This is a genomic window from Mesorhizobium sp. L103C105A0, assembly GCF_000502215.1.
Classification (GTDB): Bacteria; Pseudomonadota; Alphaproteobacteria; order Rhizobiales; family Rhizobiaceae; genus Mesorhizobium.
Genome location: NZ_AYXF01000002.1, coordinates 1,254,222 through 1,273,972, shown reverse-complemented (window position 1 = coordinate 1,273,972; position 19,751 = coordinate 1,254,222). Strand labels below are relative to the sequence as shown.

12 protein-coding genes and 2 pseudogenes are annotated in these 19,751 nt (G+C 60.8%); 5 read left to right on the top strand and 9 right to left on the bottom strand.

Translation table 11 applies throughout. From position 1 onward, the window contains the following. Window positions 1–24: 24 nt before the first annotated feature. The 4 genes and pseudogenes from X727_RS1000000169590 to X727_RS154020 all read right to left on the bottom strand — a co-directional run. Window positions 25–342: pseudogene (locus X727_RS1000000169590) on the bottom strand (transposase); the annotation flags it as partial. A gap of 1 nt (window position 343) precedes the next feature. Then, window positions 344–1,479 (bottom strand): annotated as a pseudogene (locus X727_RS01000000164555) (IS256 family transposase); the annotation flags it as partial. Between the two features lie 417 nt (window positions 1,480–1,896). Further along, window positions 1,897–3,543, bottom strand: coding sequence for an MFS transporter (locus tag X727_RS154015; RefSeq protein WP_023704122.1), 1,647 nt, complete (start codon window positions 3,541–3,543; stop codon window positions 1,897–1,899). 548 nt (window positions 3,544–4,091) lie between these two features. After that, window positions 4,092–5,237 (bottom strand): PLP-dependent aspartate aminotransferase family protein, encoded by a 1,146-nt coding sequence (locus X727_RS154020; protein WP_023685532.1) that lies wholly within the window; start codon window positions 5,235–5,237, stop codon window positions 4,092–4,094. An 88-nt stretch (window positions 5,238–5,325) separates the two neighbouring features. Here X727_RS154020 and X727_RS154025 point away from each other — a divergent pair, with 88 nt between their 5' ends. Further along, window positions 5,326–5,970 carry an XRE family transcriptional regulator gene (locus X727_RS154025; protein ID WP_023834076.1) on the top strand — a complete coding sequence of 215 codons (645 nt, stop codon included), beginning with the start codon at window positions 5,326–5,328 and terminating at the stop codon, window positions 5,968–5,970. 49 nt (window positions 5,971–6,019) lie between these two features. After that, window positions 6,020–6,658, top strand: coding sequence for an FMN-binding negative transcriptional regulator (locus X727_RS154030; protein WP_023672382.1), 639 nt, complete (start codon window positions 6,020–6,022; stop codon window positions 6,656–6,658). Between the two features lie 642 nt (window positions 6,659–7,300). On the opposite strand, the gene X727_RS154040 is transcribed toward X727_RS154030, so the two are convergent. The 5 genes from X727_RS154040 to X727_RS154070 form a co-directional block, all read right to left on the bottom strand. Beyond that, a complete protein-coding gene (locus tag X727_RS154040; protein WP_023672384.1) occupies window positions 7,301–9,364 on the bottom strand; it encodes a carbamoyltransferase in 2,064 nt (687 codons plus the stop codon). Window positions 9,365–10,503: 1,139 nt separating this feature from the next. Further along, window positions 10,504–12,714 carry a xanthine dehydrogenase family protein molybdopterin-binding subunit gene (locus X727_RS154045; protein WP_023827298.1) on the bottom strand — a complete coding sequence of 737 codons (2,211 nt, stop codon included), beginning with the start codon at window positions 12,712–12,714 and terminating at the stop codon, window positions 10,504–10,506. A gap of 3 nt (window positions 12,715–12,717) precedes the next feature. Then, the gene (locus X727_RS154050) at window positions 12,718–13,176 is read right to left on the bottom strand and encodes a (2Fe-2S)-binding protein (RefSeq protein WP_023708041.1); all 459 of its coding nucleotides are present in this window, start codon (window positions 13,174–13,176) and stop codon (window positions 12,718–12,720) included. 1,171 nt (window positions 13,177–14,347) lie between these two features. Continuing rightward, entirely contained in the window at window positions 14,348–15,247 is a 900-nt protein-coding gene (locus tag X727_RS154065) for a dihydrodipicolinate synthase family protein (protein ID WP_023747238.1), read from the bottom strand. 52 nt (window positions 15,248–15,299) lie between these two features. Beyond that, on the bottom strand, window positions 15,300–16,532 hold the full coding sequence (locus X727_RS154070; RefSeq protein ID WP_023750580.1) for a PLP-dependent aspartate aminotransferase family protein: 1,233 nt from the start codon (window positions 16,530–16,532) through the stop codon (window positions 15,300–15,302). 74 nt (window positions 16,533–16,606) lie between these two features. Between X727_RS154070 and X727_RS154075 the strand changes: the two genes are divergently transcribed. From X727_RS154075 to X727_RS154085, 3 genes are all read left to right on the top strand, one after another. Continuing rightward, window positions 16,607–18,112 (top strand): PLP-dependent aminotransferase family protein, encoded by a 1,506-nt coding sequence (locus tag X727_RS154075; protein ID WP_032888641.1) that lies wholly within the window; start codon window positions 16,607–16,609, stop codon window positions 18,110–18,112. 156 nt (window positions 18,113–18,268) lie between these two features. After that, entirely contained in the window at window positions 18,269–18,760 is a 492-nt protein-coding gene (locus X727_RS154080; RefSeq protein WP_023711837.1) for an MOSC domain-containing protein, read from the top strand. 6 nt (window positions 18,761–18,766) lie between these two features. Next, window positions 18,767–19,717: a PDR/VanB family oxidoreductase gene (locus X727_RS154085; protein ID WP_023672393.1), complete on the top strand. Its 951-nt coding sequence runs from the start codon at window positions 18,767–18,769 to the stop codon at window positions 19,715–19,717. The last annotated feature ends 34 nt before the right edge of the window (window positions 19,718–19,751 follow it).

Here is a 19,751-nt window from a genome sequence, read left to right as displayed (position 1 = left end):
AAAATGGGGCGGCCATGATGCTGGTCATGCGGCTTGGCGCAGAGCGAGCTTCTTGTGCTCGCGCAGGTCGTCCATGTTGATGTATCGGTTGGCCTCCATCCAGTTTTCATTGGTCTCGACGGCCAACGCCCTGACCAGGCGCAGGCAGCTTTCGGTGTTGGGGAAGATGCGCACGACATAGGTGCGCCGGCGGATTTCCTCGTTGAGCCGCTCCAGCATGTTGGTGGATTTGAGATGCTTGTGGTGCTGTCTCGGCAGCCTGAAGAAGGTCAGGGTTTGTTCGATGGCATCCTCGGCCCAGCCTGTCAGGCGCGGATAGCGGGCCGACCATTTGGCAAGCCATGCGNTGGTGCTGTCTCGGCAGCCTGAAGAAGGTCAGGGTTTGTTCGATGGCATCCTCGGCCCAGCCTGTCAGGCGCGGATAGCGTGCCGACCATTTGGCAAGCCATGCGGCAAGATCAGCCCTGGCCTCTGCGAGATCGCGCCGGTCGTAGAGCCAGCGCAATTCCTGCAGGCAGTCGTCGCCGTGCTTCCTCGGCAGATGATCGAGCGCGTTCCTGAGGAAGTGCACGTAGCAGCGTTGCCAGGCGGCTTCGGGGATCACCTCGCCGATCGCTGCCACCAGGCCGGCGTGATCGTCGGACACAACCAACTCGACGCCCTTGAGGCCGCGCGCCTTGAGGCCGACGAGGAAGTCCCTCCAGGCCGAGCGGCTCTCGCGATTGGCCATCTCCACGGCCAGGATCTGGCGCCTTCCGTCCCAGTCGATACCGACCGCGATCAGCACCGCCTGGCTCATGACAACACCGGCTTCACGCACCTTCTCGTAGCGCGCATCGAGGATGAGGTAAGGAAACGGCTCTTGAAGGGGGCGCCTGGCAAAGGCAGCGAGGCTCTCGTCCAGCCGCTTGTTGATGGCCGAGATCGACGAGGCCGAGAAGGCATGGCCGCACAGTTCTTCCGTGATCGCCTTCACCTTGCGGGTCGACACGCCCTGNGATCGACGAGGCCGAGAAGGCATGGCCGCACAGTTCTTCCGTGATCGCCTTCACCTTGCGGGTCGACACGCCCTGGACATACATCTCGGCCAGCGTCGCCACCAAGGCCCGCTCGGAACGCTGGTAGCGCTCGAACAGCTCGGTGGAGAAGCGGCCGGCCCGGTCCTGCGGAACCCGCAGCTCGAGCTTGCCGACCCGCGTCACAAGGGTACGGCCGTAATAGCCCGAGNCCGGCCCGGTCCTGCGGAACCCGCAGCTCGAGCTTGCCGACCCGCGTCACAAGGGTACGGCCGTAATAGCCCGAGCGATAGCCAAGCCGTTCGGGCGTGCGCTCGCTCTTCGAGGCACCCAGCGCCTCGTCCATCTCGGCCTCAAGCACCTCCTGCATCACCGCACGGAGCACTTCGTGCAATCCATCCGGGTTCGAAAGCAAAATGTCTTTGACGGCAGCGCTGGCGGTCTTAACTTCAGTCTTGGTCATGGTGGCGTTCCTTCGCGGGAATCNGGTGACGTGAACAATCACCAGCCTGCCATGACCGCCCCCTCTCAGCGAATTTGCAGAACTCTCAGCACACTACCGGCGGAAAGAGGCGCGCGACCCCTCCCCAGCAACCCGCCTTGCGGATTCCTCCTCTGCCCGCTTCGCAGACGGGGATACCCTCCGCCCCCTTGCTATTCGTTGCCCGCCGCTATGCAAAGGACGGGCGACCTGAATCCGTGCTCAAGCCGATCTGGCGGCAGAGGGGGGGCGGGCTGAACATGGGACCCGTGATTGACATAATTGCCGCGCGAATTCTCATGCTCGCCTAACCGGCCGGAACGATTTGCAATCCGGGCAGGCTCGACAAATCAAGGAGTAGCTCGTTCCGTGTCCAAGCCCAGACAAGTCTTGGTTATCTCACGGGCGCGATACAAAAGGCACAGGCTGGACTTGGCTGCCGGGGGCGGGGCTTGTCGACCGCTCGATTGAAAGTGAGATGCGAGGCGGAGAATCACCCATGTGCAGAGCGGCAAGGCGCTCGCCTACCTCCCTGTCATTCACCGTCAGCCGATGGTTTAGACGAAGATAGTCCGTCCATGTCGGCGTGCGGAATGTCTCGGTCCAAAGCGTCGACTTCTGAAGGTCGCGCTGGAGGGTCCAGTCCCGCGCACCGGCGCGGCTCTGAACGCGCCGCCTTTCGCGCATGCAGCTCAGAAATTCATCGATACTCTCCTCGGGTATCGAGTACTCCACCTTGATCACGATCGGACCGCTCCTGGGTTTCAAAGGGAGGGCCAGTTCTGGTGGCCTGAAGTCGACGGCCGCTTGATCCGATTCCTCCCATAGCCGCACTGGCAATAGCTTTCCCACAGCCGCGACCAGCAACAGTGCCGCTGCAGCACCTTCCAAAGCCCACGTCAGCGAATAGTACTGCGCGACAGCACCCCAGATCCAGCTGCCCGCTGCCATGCCGCCGTAGGTCAGGGCGTAATAGATGGACAGGGTCCGACCAACGACCCACCTTGGGCTTGCCAACTGCACACACACGTCGGTTCCGGTCCAGGTGACAACCCAGCCAGCGCCACCGATTGCAAGCGCGATCGCCGCCACAGCCACCGACGATGTGAGGGCCATCAAAAGGCAACACGTTGCGCAAGCAACGGATGCGAGCGTGATCAATCGGTTCTGGGACGTAATGCGTCTCAAGTAGCTGCTGCCAATGCCGGCTATGAAGGCGCCTGTGCCGAAGCCAGCCAATAGCACCCCGTAAACAATTGGCCCTCCCGCCAGCTGGTCGCGAACCAGGAGGGGGAGCAGAGCAAGGATCGAGATGCTTGACAGCCCGAATAGGGTTGCACGCACAATCGCCACTCTGATCTCTGAGGATATTGCCGTGAATCGCATGCCATCATGAATGGCCGTAGTCATCCGCTCGCGCGGAAGAGGCGAAAAGCGAACTTGCCACTTTGAGCGCAGAACAGCGCTCAACGGGACCAGGTCACTCAGCGCAGCGAGGGCGAAAGCCGTAAGGGGGCCTAGCAAAGCTAAGATTACACCGCCCAGCGCCGGTCCTATGCTCCGAACCACGTTGTAGCCCACCGACATCAGCGTCACTGCGGCGGGTATGTCGCGCTTTTCCAGGATATCGCCTACCGACGCGTGCCATGCTGGATCGTTCAAGGCAAAGCCGCATCCGGCCAAGAAACTCAGTCCCAGGATCAGCCATGGACTAACAAAGCCCAGTCCCACAGCGAGTGCCAGCGCCGTGGATGCCAGTGCGATAAGGCAGTGTCCGGCAAGCATCACGCCGCGGCGGCTGAAGCTGTCTGCAATGGCTCCAGCAAGGATCGACAAGAAGAACGCGGGCAGTGTCGATGCAGCCTGTACGAGCGCAACCATTAGATCGGAGGCTGAAATCGTCGCCATGAGCCAGCTTATAGCCACGCTCTGCACCAGCCAGCCAAGGCTGGATATCTGCGTGGCTGTCCAGATAGAACGAAAGACCGGGTTGTGAAGAGGGATCAGTGTGTTTGCCGCAAAGCGCGGAGGATCTTGACGCCGCATCACTTCTCTCCTCCACTGGGTGTCGTTCGTCCGCTCATTTGCTTACAGCGGTGCGCTCTGTGCACAGACTGCGTCACAACGAAGTTCCGAAATCGCGCTCGCAACAAGGACAATGTGACATCCATGGTGCTGATGCGCCTTGAGGTACCAACCTGGCCGTTAGCTGATGGGTCCCGCAGCCCGCTGGGTGCGGTCAGTTCTGCCCTGCGACTCTTGGCTTTGGACGGTGCTAGCGCCCCGATGGCCGGCTTGTCAAACTGCCGTAGTGCCAGCACATCCATCCCATCTGTTGACCGCGATCTCCGACGAGGTCGAGCAGCAGTAGGTCAACGGCAAGTCTGGGTATTTCCGCTATCCGGTCGAGCGCGTGGCCATCGTCCGGAAACCCGAAGACGTTCATCACCCAGGCGACCACCACGCCCGAGACAATGCGACACGGCGGTAGCGGTTCACCAGAGGACGTGCGTTCTACTCAGCAGGAACATTGTTCTGCCGATCGTCGGCTGCGCCAGCCGTCACGTAAAGCGGCGCCAGAGTTCTTGCACCCGTCATTGGACTCCCGCTTTGCAGGTTTCGCCTAGGGCCTGCATCAGGTCATCTATAATGTCCTGAGGATGTTCAAGCCCTACAGAAATTCGCAGCAATCCGCCTGGCGCTTTGGACTTCGCACCTTCAACGGATGCGCGATGCTCTATCAGAGAATGCGTGCCGCCAAGGCTTGTCGCCCGGACAACAATCTTCAGGCGGCCGGCCACGGCCATTGCAGCATCGGCTCCGCCCTCGACGATAAAGGATAGCATCGCTCCGTAATGGCTCATTTGCCGCGTAGCAAGATCGTGTCCCGGATCAGTTTGCAAACCAGGAAAGAGCACTTTTTCGACGCGCGGATGAGACGCCAGGGCCTCGGCCACTTTCTGGGCGCCTTCGCAATGGGCGCGCATGCGGACCGGCAATGTCTGCAGGCCCCGCAACGCCAGCCAACAGTCGAAGGGCGCTGCGACGCTGCCCTTGTGTTTCTGGACCATCCGCAATGGGCGACCGAGGGGTGACGCGTTTGGGACAATGACGACACCGGCCATCAAATCCGAGTGGCCGCCAATGTACTTTGTCGCCGAGTGCATCACCGCGTCTGCCCCGATTTCGAGTGGCAGTTGAAGCACTGGGGTGGCCCACGTATTGTCCACCACCGCCAAGGCGTCTGCCTCGTGCGCGATTGCGCAGATGGCCGCAATGTCGACAACGCGGATCATCGGGTTTGACGGCGTCTCGACCCAGACGAGGCCAGTCCGCTTCGATGTCACCGCGGCGCGCAAAGCGTCCAAATCGCGCATGTCGACGGGGGCAAAGTCGAAGCGAGACCCAATGTCGGTCTCTTCGATCAGCGAACGAATGCCGAAATACATGTCATCCGGCAGAACGATCCGACCCGCCGACGGATGGCTCTCGAAAACTGCAGCGATTGCGGCCATGCCCGAAGCGAAGGCGATGCCGTCTCCCCCTCCCTCAAGCGTCGCCATGGCCGCCTCGAACGCATTGCGTGTCGGATTTCCATCCCTTGTGTATTCGAAGCCGGACGGAAATGACCCGTTGGCGCCTCGTTCGAACGTCGTGCTGGTGTGCAGCGGCATGGATACGGCCCCCGTGGACGCGTCGACACCTCGGCCGCAGTGGATCGCCTTCGTCTCAAAACGCATCGGTTATTCCTTCCTAACGGGCAGTTGCAATTTCGTGCCGGTCATTATACTGACCGCAATACGTGAGCCGAGGACCCAAGTCAATATAATGACCAATGTTACGGAAGCGTTTGATGCCGAGCAAGCGCTTGGGCAAGCGATAGCAGCCCGGATCCGAGACTTGAGGCGTGACCAAAGCCTGACCCTGGATCGCCTGGCTAAACTAAGTGGCCTATCGAAGGGAACCGTGGTCGCGCTGGAGCAGGGTAGGGCGAACCCCAGTATCGGCATACTGTGTCGGCTGGCGGCGGCGTTTTCGCTCTCGGTGGCCGATTTGTTGAACGAGCACCCTTCCACGGTGCGCCTTCCCATCGAGCGGACAGAGACCAGGAGGCTTTGGACGAGCGCCAAGGGAAGCTCTGCGCAACTGCATTCGTCGACCTCGGGACGCACGATGTTCGAACTGTGGAGCTGGGTCATGATGCCGGGCGATGTGTTTTCCGCGGACGCTCATAGTCCGGATACGCGCGAGCTGATCTCGGTCAGTCAGGGTGCCCTGAGCGTTGTGGTAGGTACCCACCTGGAAATTTTAAGCGAAGGCGAGAGTGCGCGGCTTGTCACTGACCAACCTCACTCATATGCGGCGGCATCTGATGTGCCCGCCCACTTCACGATGGCGGTGCTTGAGCGTGGTGGATACCGAAATCCGGGGCACTCGTCGACGGCAGCGAAGATTCAGGGGCACGTTCCGTAAGGCCCCGCCGATTACTAACAACCGCACATTCGCGACAGGAGATAAACCGTTGTACGTTCCGCCTCATTTTGCCGTCCCTGATCAGAACGCCCTGTTTGACCTTATCGAGAGACACCCGCTGGGTATCCTCGTCACCCAAAGCAAAGGCACGCTGGACGCGAACCACCTCCCTTTCGAGCTTGACCGCTCGAAGGGAGACAAGGGCGTTCTCAATTGCCATGTCGCTCGCAAGAACCCAGTCTGGGAGGAAGTCGCCAATGGCGATGAGGTTCTCGTAATCTTCCGTGAGGCCGACGCTTACATCTCGCCGAACTGGTATCCGAGCAAGCATGAATTCCACAAGCAGGTGCCGACCTGGAACTATCTCGTCGTCCATGCCCACGGACGCATCACTGTCCGGGATGATGAGCGGTATGTGCGCCGCAACGTGGCGAAGCTCACTCACATGCAAGAAGCCTCGCAGCCGGTCCCATGGAAGATGGGCGACGCGCCGAAGGACTTCATCGACACGATGGTCAGGGCAATCGTCGCCTTGGAGATCGAGATCACCGGCCTGGTTGGAAAATCAAAACTCAGCCAGAACAAAGAGTTGCGCGACATTCAGAACCCTGGCGAAATGCTGCGTGCCCAAGGGGCCATTGCGATGGGAGAAGCGATGCTCGCGGCTGCGGCGGTCAAATCCCAATAGCATGTGTCTTGTCCCGACAAAGCCGCTGGTGCCGGCTTCCCGACGGGTCACCTAGTCCGCCTTGACGCACGGCAATAGCGTTTGACGGCCTGAAGCGACGCTGTGGTCACCCTTGTGATGCTTTTCCACGCGCCTGGTCAGGCGACAGGATTGCTCCGTCGTGAGGACAGGCGGGAGTTTGCAGGTTGCGGTGGGCGGGTTCGTTTCCGGCGCCTGCGCCCCGTCGTATGTCGCGAGTTGAGGAATGCGATCGAGGGCGATGTGCAGGATGCGCTGCGGGAACGTCGTCGGCTGGCACAGACGGACTTCCGATTTCACCTCGACCACCCGCGCAGCGGTTTTGAATGAGGCGCAAACGCACGCGTGTCGAATTGGGCGATTTCCCTTGGGCGCCGAGTTCGACCATGCGCGATGATGCGCTCGACGCAGCTCCAGCTGGCGGCGCCTTCAACGAACTCCTTGAACCTGCAGACCTTGCCCGAAAGCACTTCTCTTACGGGAGATGATTGGCTTTGTCGCCGAAGCGACTGATGGAGATGGTGGTGGGCGCCGCCGCTAGGCGACGACCCCGTAATCACAGCGGGAGCTCGCAGGCGGGGTCGACAAAAACCCTTGATTGGCCGAGCTTGAGGTGCATCTCTATCAGGCTGATTGTCTATTGGGCTGGCCCAGCGTTTGATCGGACGCATGATCCATCCGACCAGCTTGTGAGGGATGCAACCGAACCAGGCGCTGCTCCCACAGTCTTCGCAGGCCCTCCATTAGAGCTGCATGCCTGGCCTGATCCGGCTCAATCATATTGAGGTGATCTCGCAACACGGCTTCGCCCTCGATCCGCATCAGTAGATTAAACAAGTCGTTTGAAATTCGCACACTGTCAATGCTGGAGTGGTTCGGAATAATCTCACAGACAGTCTCCTGATGATCTCGCGCTGTGTAAGCACGGGTTTGATGGAGGGAGACTGAGGGAGGCAATGAAATCGCAAGCGCAGTCCAATCCTGCAGCGTTGCAGCCCGTTTTTTAACCAGGAAGGGCCCGACCACAAGTCCATCCAGCTCTGTCGTCAAAAATGTGGCAATCGCGTCTGCAACCGTATCCACGATCGGTTCAGCATTGTTGTTAAAGGACGTATTGAGCAGAATTGGAGTGCCTGTCCGCTTCTTGAACGCATTGATGACCTCCCAGTAAGCGGGGTTGGCATCGCGCGATACTGTTTGCAGCCGAGCCGTACCGTCGACGTGCGTAATGGCACCCAACAAGGCGCGCTTTGAGTCACGCACGCGAACGACGAAATTCATGAATGGAAATTCGTGCTTACCGTCCGGGAGGTCGAAAAATTCGCTCGCATCCTCTTCCAGCACAGATGGTGCGAAAGGCCTGTAGCCTTCGCGCTTCTTGACCATGGCATTGATCCGGTCCTTGTTCGCAGCGGGCCGAGGGTCGGCAAGAATGCTGCGGTTGCCCAGCGCACGTGGCCCAAACTCCGAACGACCCTGCACCCAGCCGATCACGGCGCCGTTGGCGATCCAGTCGGCTGCACTGATCGCTACGTCATAAGAGCGTTCAACCTCGAGATGTCCGGCCCATGCATTCAGTTCCTGTTCCACGGCGCGGTCGCTCCCGAGATCAGGACCCCAATAGACCTCCTGCAGTCGCTCACGCGGCGCGGGGCGGCCCATCTCGTTAGAGACTATCAGCGCAGCTCCCAATGCGCAGCCAGCGTCGTGAGACGCGGGTTGCACGAAGATGTCTTCGAAAAGCCCTGAATACAGCAGCTTGCCGTTCATCGTGCAGTTGTGGGCTACCCCTCCCGCCAGACACAGCCGCTTCATGCCGGTGGCCTCACGGTGGTGCCGGAGAATGTGGAACACGATCCGCTCAAGCGCTTCCTGCAGTGACGCACTCACATCTCGATGCTGCTGGGTGAAAGGCATTCCCTTTCGCCTGATCTCGATGTTGCGGAGCAACGCCGGACCGATGCGGTCGAGGTGAACACGGTAGCCACCGTTGGCGGAGAGCTCGTAGAACTGCTCGAAGAGCTCGCGATAGGGAGCGGGGTCGCCATAGGGCGCGAGTCCCATTACCTTATACTCGTCGAACAAGCCGTAGCCGAGACAGCGGATCGTCTCGAGATAAAACAGCCCCAGAGAATTGTCCTCCGGGAAAGCCTCGATTTGCGTAATTTCTGTGCCAGACCCTACCGCCACAAGGCCCGACAGGAAATCACCACAGCCATCAATCGCTAGAATGAGACTTTGTTCGAAGCCCGACATTGCAAAGGCGCTCACGGCGTGCGCCTGATGATGACCTACGAATGAAATACGTGAACTGTCCAACTTAGTGCCGAACTCACGCGCTAACAGGTTCTGCACCAACATTTTAGCATCCAACGGAATGGAGAGAATGTCTGGTTGGGAAGCGGACATACCTTCAAGCATGGCGTTGGCGTAGGGCTCGCTGGCGTAGACCGCGACACGATCAATGTCGCTGAGCTGAACCCCGGCCGTCGAAAGACAGTATTGAATCGAACCACTTGGCAGCTTGTTCGAGTGCTTGATTCGATTGAGGCGTTCCTCTTCTACGGCGGCTATCACCTTTCCGTCTCGGACGAGCACCGCGGCGCCATCGTGCATAAAGGCGTTCGGACGCTCGAATCGGTTTTCATGGACTTGGTCAAGTCCGCCGCTGATTCCTAGACACAGCATTTCTTTCTCCAGATAGTAACGGGAAGCCAAATTGGCTTACCTCGACTGTTCCAACTAAATAGGCCGTGTTGTCGCCTGCAGCTGCGACCGCCCGTCAGGCATCAGCGGCATCGAAGAAAGCCTCATAAACGATCAATGAGATGCTTCGACTGTGACACCTACGGTGCCATCACGCCGAGAGCTTGGCTGGATCATCCAATCCTGAGCGGCTGCTGACATGTATCCGGCAATGTCGTTTTCATCGGCAGAACCAACTTGCGATGCCGCCTGTTCTTGGGAAGGGCGGCCGTCGACGAATAACAGTACCGCCCCCGTGAACTGGCCCGATTTCATTCTCCGAAGCGACCATGGTCGCACCGCCCGACATTGTCGGCCAGTTGCAACTCACTTTCTCGGCACGACCTCCACTGCACGTCAGGGCGCATGGAAGATTTTCTCCTTTGGATTATTCCTAAGGCAGCTTTCGTCACGCGATAGAGCAGCGTGTGATTGGTGCGTGAGGCTCTTTTTTGTCCATGCACGATTCCGGAAGGGTGATGAAATCGATTGTTTTGATCAAAGTCATCCACGCTATGAATAACAGCCGCAGCACATGCGTTTTCAAAGCGCTTCAGGCTTCCCGGATGGCTACTCCGATGTGAAGCGCATGGCATTCCAAGCGCTCTGTCAACCAAAACGATGAGTATCGGCGTCGACCCACATTGCCTTCGTCTTCGCGACTCCGTGACAGCGGCTGGCATTGTGTTTGTAGAGCATCGGGCGAAGATCATGTCGATCGGCCATCTCGCCTGCCTATCGGCAAACCCTTGAACAATGATCCACGCACCAGCGCGATTGTGATCACGAGCGCCTCTGAGCTCGGGAGGTTCGGTTTTCTGAGGGCCTGGGTCTCCGAAGCGATGGAGGTAGCTAGCCTTCCTGGTGCTATACGGTTGTGCTCTTCATGGAGTGGACGCATTTGCGTCTCGAAAGCGGTTCTTCAGTGGAACCGGCGCCAAGGCCCGTCTGTGGTCGTTCAGAACACGGGGTGCCGTCTCCAAACCGGATATTGGAGCGGGCAGCCGCCGGAATTTGACCCATGGAGATGAGCGCCTGTCAGGAGGCGTTTCGAAAACGGCGCGATCTTCATCGCGGCTGTTTCATGGTGTCATTCCTGACATGTTCTTTATAATCGGCAGCTTGCGGATAGTCTTGCCCGTCGCCGCCCGTAGCGCGTTGGCGACGGCCGGGCCGATAGGCGGCACACCTGGCTCACCAACTCCCGTGGGCGGCTCCTCGGACGGCACAATGTGCACCTCGACTCGCGGCATCTGCTCGATCCTGAGCGGTGTATAGGTATCGTAGTTCTCTTGGTCTACGACACCGCCATTCAGGGTCAGCTCCTCCTGGAGGATCGCGCCTAGCCCGAAGCCGATACCGCCCTCCATCTGAGCGCGAATCTGGTCAGGATTTATCGCGGTGCCGCAATCTACCGCGCAGACGACGCGGTCGACCTTGAAACCATTTTCATCGTTGAGGGTGATCTCCACCACATCGGCGACATAGGTCGAGAGGCTTTCATGCAGGGCCACGCCGCGGAAACGGCCTTCCGGCAGAGGCTTGTCCCAGCCTGCCTTCTCAGCAGCCACTTTAAGCACGGCGGCATTCCGTGGATGGTGACCGAGCATTGACAAGCGGAAGTCGACCGGATCACGGTTCGCAGCGGCGGCGAGCTCATCGATCAGGGTTTCCACCGCGTAAGCGGTGTGGGTGGAGCCTACCGAACGCCACCACAGCACCGGGATGTTCACGTCCGTGGTGGTCAGCTCGACCTTCAGGTTCGGGATCGCATAGGGCAGGTTGGTGGCGCCCTCTACGGAGGTTGGATCGATGCCGTTCTTGATCATCGCCGCAGAGGTCGAACCGCCCAAGACCGATTGGCCCACGATGTGGTCATGGAGAGCGACGACATTGCCTTTCTTGTCGAGCCCCGCCTTGACTGCATGCACATAGGCCGGCCGGTACCGCCCACCCCGCATGTCATTCTCGCGGGTCCACTGCACCTTCACTGGCTTGCCGCGTCCCAGTGCACGCGCTGTGGAAACAGCTTCGATAATGACATCTGCATCAAAGACCGCGCGGCGGCCGAAACTGCCGCCGGTCTTCATCACGTGCAGCCTCACCTTGTCCGGCGTGGTGCCGCCTACCTGAGCGGCAGCCGCCTGATAAAGGTCGGGCATCTGGTGTCCGCCCCAGACGTCGATGGTGCCGTCTTCGTTGATTCGGGCGGCCGCGTTGAGTGGCTCGATCGAAGCATGGACAAGATAGGGGAATTCGTAGTGCCCCTCGATGATTTTCTCAGCACTGGCGAACGCTGCGGGAGTGTTACCGTCGTCGCGCGCGGTGGCCGCGCCCAGATCGTCTGCTGCCTTGTTGTATTCGGCCATGATCTCGGCCGTGCCGCGCCCTTCGGCCTTCTCCTCGTTCCAGGTCACCTCCACGAGTTCGCGGCCCTTGAGCGCCGTCCAGGTGTCCCTGCCAACCACGGCAATGCCTCGCGGCGTCTGGACGACATCGACAATGCCGTCGAGTGCCTTCGCCTTGGTTGCGTCGAAGCTCTCGATCTCGGCGCCGAACTTCGGCGGATGGATCATAACGGCCGTCTGGAGTCCCTCCATCATGAGGTCGATCGTGTAGGTCTGCGCGCCGTTGGTCTTGCCGGCAGAATCGTAGCGCTTGAGGCTGTCCGATCCGATCTGGGCCCACTTGTCGCGCGGCTTTAGCGGCACGTCGTCGGGAACCGGCATTCCCGCTGCGGCTTCAGCCAGGTCACCGTAGCGCGCCTGCATCCCTGAGGCGTGCGACACGACCCCGGAAGCGACTTTGATCTCGCCGGCTGGCACATCCCACCGCTGCGCCGCGGCCGCCACCAGCAAGGCCCGTGCGGCAGCACCCGCCTTGCGGTAGCGTTCCCACGACGAACTCATCGACGTGGAGCCACCGGTTGCCTGTGCGGCCCCGCCCCAGGCGAGATTGCCGTAGAGCGCGGTATTGCCATATCCGCCGACCACGTCCACCTGCGCCCAGTCGCCGTCGAGCTCTTCCATAACCAGGGTGGCGATGCCGAAATAGGAGCCTTGTCCCATCTCGAACTGCGAGGAGTAGATGATGATTCGGTTCTCCTTTGTGATCTCGACATAGGTCTGGAAGGGGTTCGCCTGAACCTTTGCAGTAGTCGTTTGTGCGATGTCGGACGCCGCCAGCACTAGCCGGTAGCCTACGGCGAGGCCAGCGGTGGTGACGCCCGCGCCGACGAGGAACCGGCGGCGCGTGGGCCGCACGGAGTTATGCTTCGAGAGAAACTGCGACATGGCTCAAGTCTCCAGCCGGTTGGCGGTCTCGTGGATGGCCGCGCGGATGCGATGATAGGTGGCGCAGCGGCAGAGATTGCCGCTCATCGCCGAATCAATATCATCGTCCGACGGCTTAGGCGTTTCTGTGAGCAGGGCCACGGCCGACATGATCTGGCCAGACTGGCAATAGCCGCATTGAGGTACGTCGAACTCGGCCCACACGGCCTGGACCGTTTCGCCTATCTTGCCCGACACACCCTCAATGGTGGTGATCGAGGCTCCTTCGATGTCGCCGACTGCGGTCTGGCACGAGCGCGTCGGCATGCCGTTAACGTGAACCGTGCAAGCGCCGCACTGGGCAAGCCCGCAACCGAATTTCGTTCCCGTGAGTCCGATGACGTCACGGACCGCCCAGAGCAGCGGCATCTCTGGATCGACGTCGAGTGTTCGCGCCTCGCCATTGAGGGTAAAAGCGACCATTGCTTGCTCTCCTTGTCCTGAGCTGGCTATCTCGTTGAGCCTCCGCCCGCCTGGCAACCGAGCTCTTGTTGCTGGGCCTAGCGACCACACCGTAGGAACGCGCAGCTCAAGCAACAAGCCGCTAGTTTGGCGAGTTACGAGATCGTGAAGTGGGTCGTGTCGAAAGGCTGGAGGCAACTGAATGTCATTTTTTGGGCGGACAGGCCGCTTAGGCTGGGTTACACGAGACTGGACATTCGGGTCGTCGCGAACATCGACCGCTGGTCGGCCGCGTCCGGCAGGGCCCTGATTGGCTACACGAAATGAAATGGGACGACTATCGATGGGGGCCTACCTCGACCCGCAACCTCCACGACTGGACCCTCAGGTTTCCGACTATCGTCCCGGGCGGTGGCCGAGCTCGGCGCCTCGGACGCTATAATAGACGGTGAGGCGTTCGTCGTTGACCAGAAGGCTTGTCGCGCATTCCCAGTCTTCAGCGGGCTCTTGGCCGCGGCGGGAGACGTCAGGACCATGCTTGCCGGCTTCGACCTGCTCAAGATCGACGGCGCGGGTGTTCGCGATCGGCCACTCGTTGATCGACGCAAAGCGCTAGTTAACCTGCTGAAACGCCGCCAAACGGCATCGTTCTGAGCGACGAGATCAGCGGCGGCAGCGACATTCTCGCGCAAGTCTGCCAGTTCGGCCTCGAGGGCACCGTCTCCAAGCTTCGTGTCAGTCCATATCCATCCGGCCGGCGCTAAGAATGGGTGAGACAAAATGCGTGCTGAGTGGTGAGTTCATCGTCATCGGCTGCGAACCCGGCAACAGTTACGGCGGTCGGGAAGCGTGCTCTGGCGAATGTCGAGGACGGAAGTATGGTGTTCGCCGGCGGCATTGGCACTGGCTTCAATGCGCGCACCGGGCCGGAAAGTAAAGCGCCGGCTCGATGCCATCCCAATGGATAAACCACCGATTCCTAGTTTGAAGGGGAACGGTGCGGCATGGGCGGAGTGCCTGCGCAGTCTGTACCTCCGCAGTCGATTGTTGAGTTCGAAGGGGGGTGTTATTGGCGTCGAGACCGCTCAAGCCATGGCTATCAGCACGCCGAGTGCGTTGTTTTCGATCAGTTCTCGAAATGAGCGGGTAAATACATGACACTTCCTTTCACTTGCCGAACGAGGTTTGCTGTTCACCGGCTGGCATCCGATGGCAAACCTTTCAACGCGGCGGCGATCTGGCGCTTCGCTGCTGGGGGCAGAGGCAGGATGGGACGCGGGGGGTCGGCACAAATGTCGAGCAATTCAGCGAGTGCATAGACGACGCGAAGGCTCGAGAACTCCTTGAAGAGGCTCCAGATCGGGACCAGCGCGGCATTGATCCGTCGCGCTTCGGCCGCATCCCCCTGTTGCGCCGCTGTGACGATCGTCATGCAGACCTCGGGCAGGATGCCCGCGAGGACGCTGTACCATGTGTCGGCCCCGGCGATCATGGCCTCGGCGGCGTTCCAGTCGCCGCTGTAGCCAATCGAGAACCCTTCCGGCAGTGTGCGCCTCTGGGCGGTCAGGTGGTTCTTGATCGCATCGCTTTTGTCTGTCGGATTCTTGATGGCGACAATCCCAGCCACCTTTGCCAGGCGGCTGACAAGGGGTGGACTGAAATGGAAATGCGTCGTTCCTGGATTGTCGTAGACGACGATCGGCAGGCCACTTTCGCGCGCCACAGTGGAGAAATGTTCTAGCACCTCGTCATCAGTAAGCGGGGTGTAGGATGCGGCGGCAAGCAAACCCGCAGCTGCTCCAAGGGCCTTGGCGTCTTGCGCGAGCCCCACGGCTTCATCGGTGCGCAGCGCGCCCACACCCACCACGACCGGCATTTGCCCCGCCGTTTGGTCCAAGGTCTCGGAGAGCGCCCGCCGCCGTTGCTCGCGCGACAGATAGATGTATGTGCCGGTGCTGCCGAGAAGACCAATGGAATCGACCTGAGCGATGCCAAGCCGAGCAATCAGCCTGCGCAGGGCAACGCTATCGACGCGGCCGTCACGATTGGTTGGGGTGATGGGGAACGCGGAAAGACCGCTCAGGAATGCCATGGCAAGGCTCCAGATCTATGTGTGAGCGCAGAGGTGACCGCATGCCAGGTCATTACAAGACGTCCAAAGCCCGCCGCAGATCGGCGATCAGATCATCAGCGTCTTCAAGCCCCACCGAGAGACGCATGAGGTCCTCGCCCACTCCATCGGCCAAATGGGCATCCTTGCGGATCGGCTGCCGAGCACGGGTGAGGCTTGCTGGATGATAGATGAGGCTGTCGGCATCGCCGAGGCTGACGGCGCGAATGATCAGGTTGAGCCGGTCCATCATCCGGCGCGCGCCTTCGTATCCAGCGTGGAGGCCAAAGGCCAACATGCCCGATCCGTTGGACATCTGTTTTCGCGCCGTCACCTGATCAGGGTGCGAGTCCAGGAACGGATAACTCACAAATGCCACCGCCGGGTGCGCTTCCAGCGCCCGAGCCACCGCAAGGGCCGTGGCGCTGTGCCGTTCCATACGCAGCGTCAGCGTCTTGAGACCGCGCAGGATCAGGAAAGCTGACATCGGCGAGAGCGCTGCGCCGGTGATGTAGCGCAGGCCCGTTTCATGTAGCGTACGGAGCGTTTGGGCGTCGCCGAGAAGCGCCCCACCAAGGGCATCGCCATGACCATTGATGTACTTGGTCAGCGAATGGAGCACGATGTCCGCCCCGTGCTCAAGCGGTCGCTGGAGCGCGGGCGAGGCGAAGGTGCTGTCGACTGCAACCCTTACACCGCGCGCGTGAGCGCGCTCGGCAATTGCCGCTATGTCGAGGATGCGGCTCAGCGGATTCACCGGCGTCTCGAAGAAAACCAGCCGCGTCCGCTCGGTGATCGCAGCATCGAGATTTTGGGGATTTGACAGATCGACCGCGACCACCTTGATGCCGAAGCGGGGGACCGCCTGTTCGACCATGGCAAGCGTGTTCGCATAAAGCGTCTTGTGGACGATGAGTTCATCGCCCTGGGACAGCAGCGACAGGATCAGAGTGCCGAAGGCCGCCATCCCTGAGGCAACAACCAGCCCCGCCTCGGCTCCTTCCAGAATCGCGAGCCGCTGCTCGAGGATCTCGGTCGTGGGATTGTATTCGCGCGCATAGAGCCGTCCACCAAGGGCGGCGGCGGCATCGTTTGCTGCCACGCTTTCGAACCCATAGGTTGACGTCAGGAACACTGGCGGCTGGACGGCATTGGAAAAGCCGGCCGGATCGTAGCCATGATGGATCGCCCGGGTGGCAAATCCGGGGCTGGTGCGGTTGAGCGACCCCGTGGGAGTATCGGTTTCGGATTGAAGGGAGCTGGTCATTCGGCCTCTGCGATCTTTCTTGGGGTTCCGAAAGATTGACGGCAACCTGGCCAATGTGAAATATCCAGTTGGCGATGAAAGAGATGGTCCAGTCTTCAAGTGCCGGGTCTGCAGCGCGCTCGCATGCGATGGGTGCACGCCAGATCTACGAAGCCCTTCGCGAGCAAATCCTCGGCGGCGTCTACGAAACCGGCAGTCAGTTGCCATCCTCCCGGGCCCTGGCAAATGACCTCGGCGTTTCGCGAACCACGGTGACGGTCGCCTATGAGCAACTGGCTGCGGAGGGTTTCATCGAAGCCCGTCAAGGCGCGCGACCTCGCGTTGCGTCTTCGTTGATCGGCCATGAGACGGGCCGCACTCACGCGAAACGGGTCGGCCCAATCCACCTGTCCGCATATGGCGAGCGGCTGCGCGCGACGTCACCCTGGCCAGATTATCTGCCGACTGGGCTGAAGGTCGAGTTCCGCTATGGGGACCTGGCACCGTCGGATTTCCCATCATTGGTCTGGAAACGCGCGATGAACGAGGCGATGGGGCAGCGCCCGCTGCGTCTTGCCTATGACGATCCTCGCGGCTCGCGCCGGCTCCGCCAGGCGCTTCAGGGATATCTCTGGCGCGCCCGGACCCTGAGCTGCGACCTCGACCAGATCGTCATCGTCAGCGGTTCGCAGCAGGGCCTTGATCTGTGCGCGCGCCTGCTTCTCGATCCCGCCGACCGCTTCGTCATCGAGGACCCGTGCTACAGGATGGCGCGTCAGGTCTTTGCCAGTACGGGTGCTTCACCCATCCCGGTCATCGTCGACGAAGACGGGATGAGGACCGAGTTGCTGGCGGGGATCGGAGCACGACTGGCTTATGTGACGCCGTCGCATCAGTTTCCGCTGGGCGGCGTCATGCCGATCGCGCGCCGCCATCAGCTTCTGGAATGGGCGCGGCACAACAACGCCTATGTGATCGAGGACGACTACGACAGCGAATATCGCTACGACATCAATCCGGTCCCTCCGCTGCACAGTCTCGAGGACCACGGGGCTGTCATCTATCTCGGCACGATCTCCAAAACGCTCTCGCCGATGCTGCGCATCGGCTACCTCGTCCTCCCGCCCGAATTGCAGGAGGTCTTCGCAACCGCCAAACAATTCGCAGACCGGCATTCGCCGGTCGCTGAACAGGAAGCGCTGGCATCGTTGATCGAGAGCGGCGGCTACGAAAGCCATGTGCGTCGTGTGCGCAGGCTGAACGGCGAGCGTCGGGAAACGTTGTTGGGTGCCTTGCAGCACAGCTTCGGGGATCGCATCACTGTCCAGGGAGCTGATGCGGGACTGCACGTCGCGGTTTGGTTCAATGACCTGCCACGATCGCGGGAAACGGCCTTGGTCGAATCCGCCCGCGACGCTGGCCTGGGGCTACACTTGATCTCGCCGCTCTACAAACGGCCATCGGACGAAGGCCGCACCGATCGCGTCGGACTTGTCATGGGCTATGCCGCCTTGAGCATTCGGCAGATCGGGAAGGGCGTTGAGGTCCTGCGAGAGGTTGTCAAGCAGGTGCAAGACGCGATGCCGGCGCGGAACAACTGAGACGGGGCGACGTCGAAAGCTGGCGCTGAAAACGGTCCGAGACTCCTCGTATTTCTTTACAGACAGCCAACTGGACCGGGAAAATGCCATGCAACTGGCGCTGTTGATCAGGCCAGTTTTGCAGCAGGTTCCACGAGACGGTTTCCGAGAGCGATGATGACCTGGCGAGGAAAGCTGCTTCACGTCCATATCGCGCCCGCTGCCTCCTATGAAATGGAGGAGCTGGCGCAGGCGCAGCTTATTGCCGGCCAAGGCATTGTCGGAGACCGCTACTACCTGGGGACGGGGACCTATTCCGCGCGTCCTGACGTTCGCGAAGTGACGCTGATCGAAGCTGAAGTCTTGGACGCCATCGCGCAGGGCGAACCCAGAATTCCGGGCTTCAAGGCCAAGCTCGCACCCGAGGATCACCGGCGCAATCTGACGACACGAGGCGTTCCGCTTAGCCATCTTGTCGGCAAACGCTTCCGGGTCGGGGAAACGATTCTCAGGGCCGCCCGGATGAATGTGCCGTGCAAGTATATCGAGGAGTTGCTCGGGCTTTCGGGTCTCTACGAGGGGCTTCTGAACCGCTCCGGCCTGAACTGCACAATCGACGTCGGGGGCGTGATCCGCCCTGGTGATCTGATCTTGCCCATCGACGAGTGAAACGCCATGGCCTCGCCGCGTATTATCATGAAGCTGACCGTGACCGCCGTCCGCAAGGAGCCGGGCGACGTGCTGGTCATCGACCTGAAACACCCACGCAAACCTGTGCTGCCGGCGTTCGAAGCGGGTTCTCACGTCGACGTCCATCTGCCTGAAGGGAAGGTGCGTCAGTATTCACTTTGCGGCGACCCGACCGAGCTGGGCCGCTACACCATCGCGGTGAAGCGCGAGAATGACGGCCGTGGCGGCTCGGCGTGGATCCACGAAACCATTGCCGTCGGCTCCACACTGCCTGTCTCCGCGCCACGCAACCATTTTGCGCTCAAGCCAGGCGAGGGGCCGACTTTGCTGCTGGCAGGGGGAATCGGGATCACCCCGATTCTGGCCATGGCGCGCGCGCTCACCCGGCAGGCCAAGCCCTTTGAGTTGCACTATTTCACCCGCAGCCGGGCGCTCACGCCACTCTTGGCGGCGATCGGGCGCGATCTTCCCGGCGGCAATGTGCGGATTCATTTCGACGACGAGCCTCAGACCCGGCAGGACATCGCCGCGCTGCTGGCGAACCGTTCGGCCGAGGCTCAGGTTTACTATTGCGGGCCGCCTGGCTTCATGGCGGTTGTGGGGCGCGCGGCCGAACACTGGCCCGAGGGTACTGTTCATTTCGAAACTTTCCAGCCTCCCGAGTTTGATGGCGCGCCACCGGAACCATTCGTCATAGAACTGGGTGAGGGCAGGATGGTCGAGGTTTCGGCGCAGACCACGGCGCTCGCGGCCCTGCGCGGGGCCGGTGTGCCGTTGATGGCCTCGTGTGAGAATGGGGTGTGCGGGACCTGCGAATGCGCAATGCTGGCGGGACAGCCGATCCATCGGGATGCCGTCCTGTCCAAGGAGGCACGCGGCCACCGCTTCATCCCCTGCGTGTCGCGCGCGACAGGTTTGTTGAAACTCGATCTTTGACCATTTGGGCGGGGGTCCTGTGAGACCGGCAGCT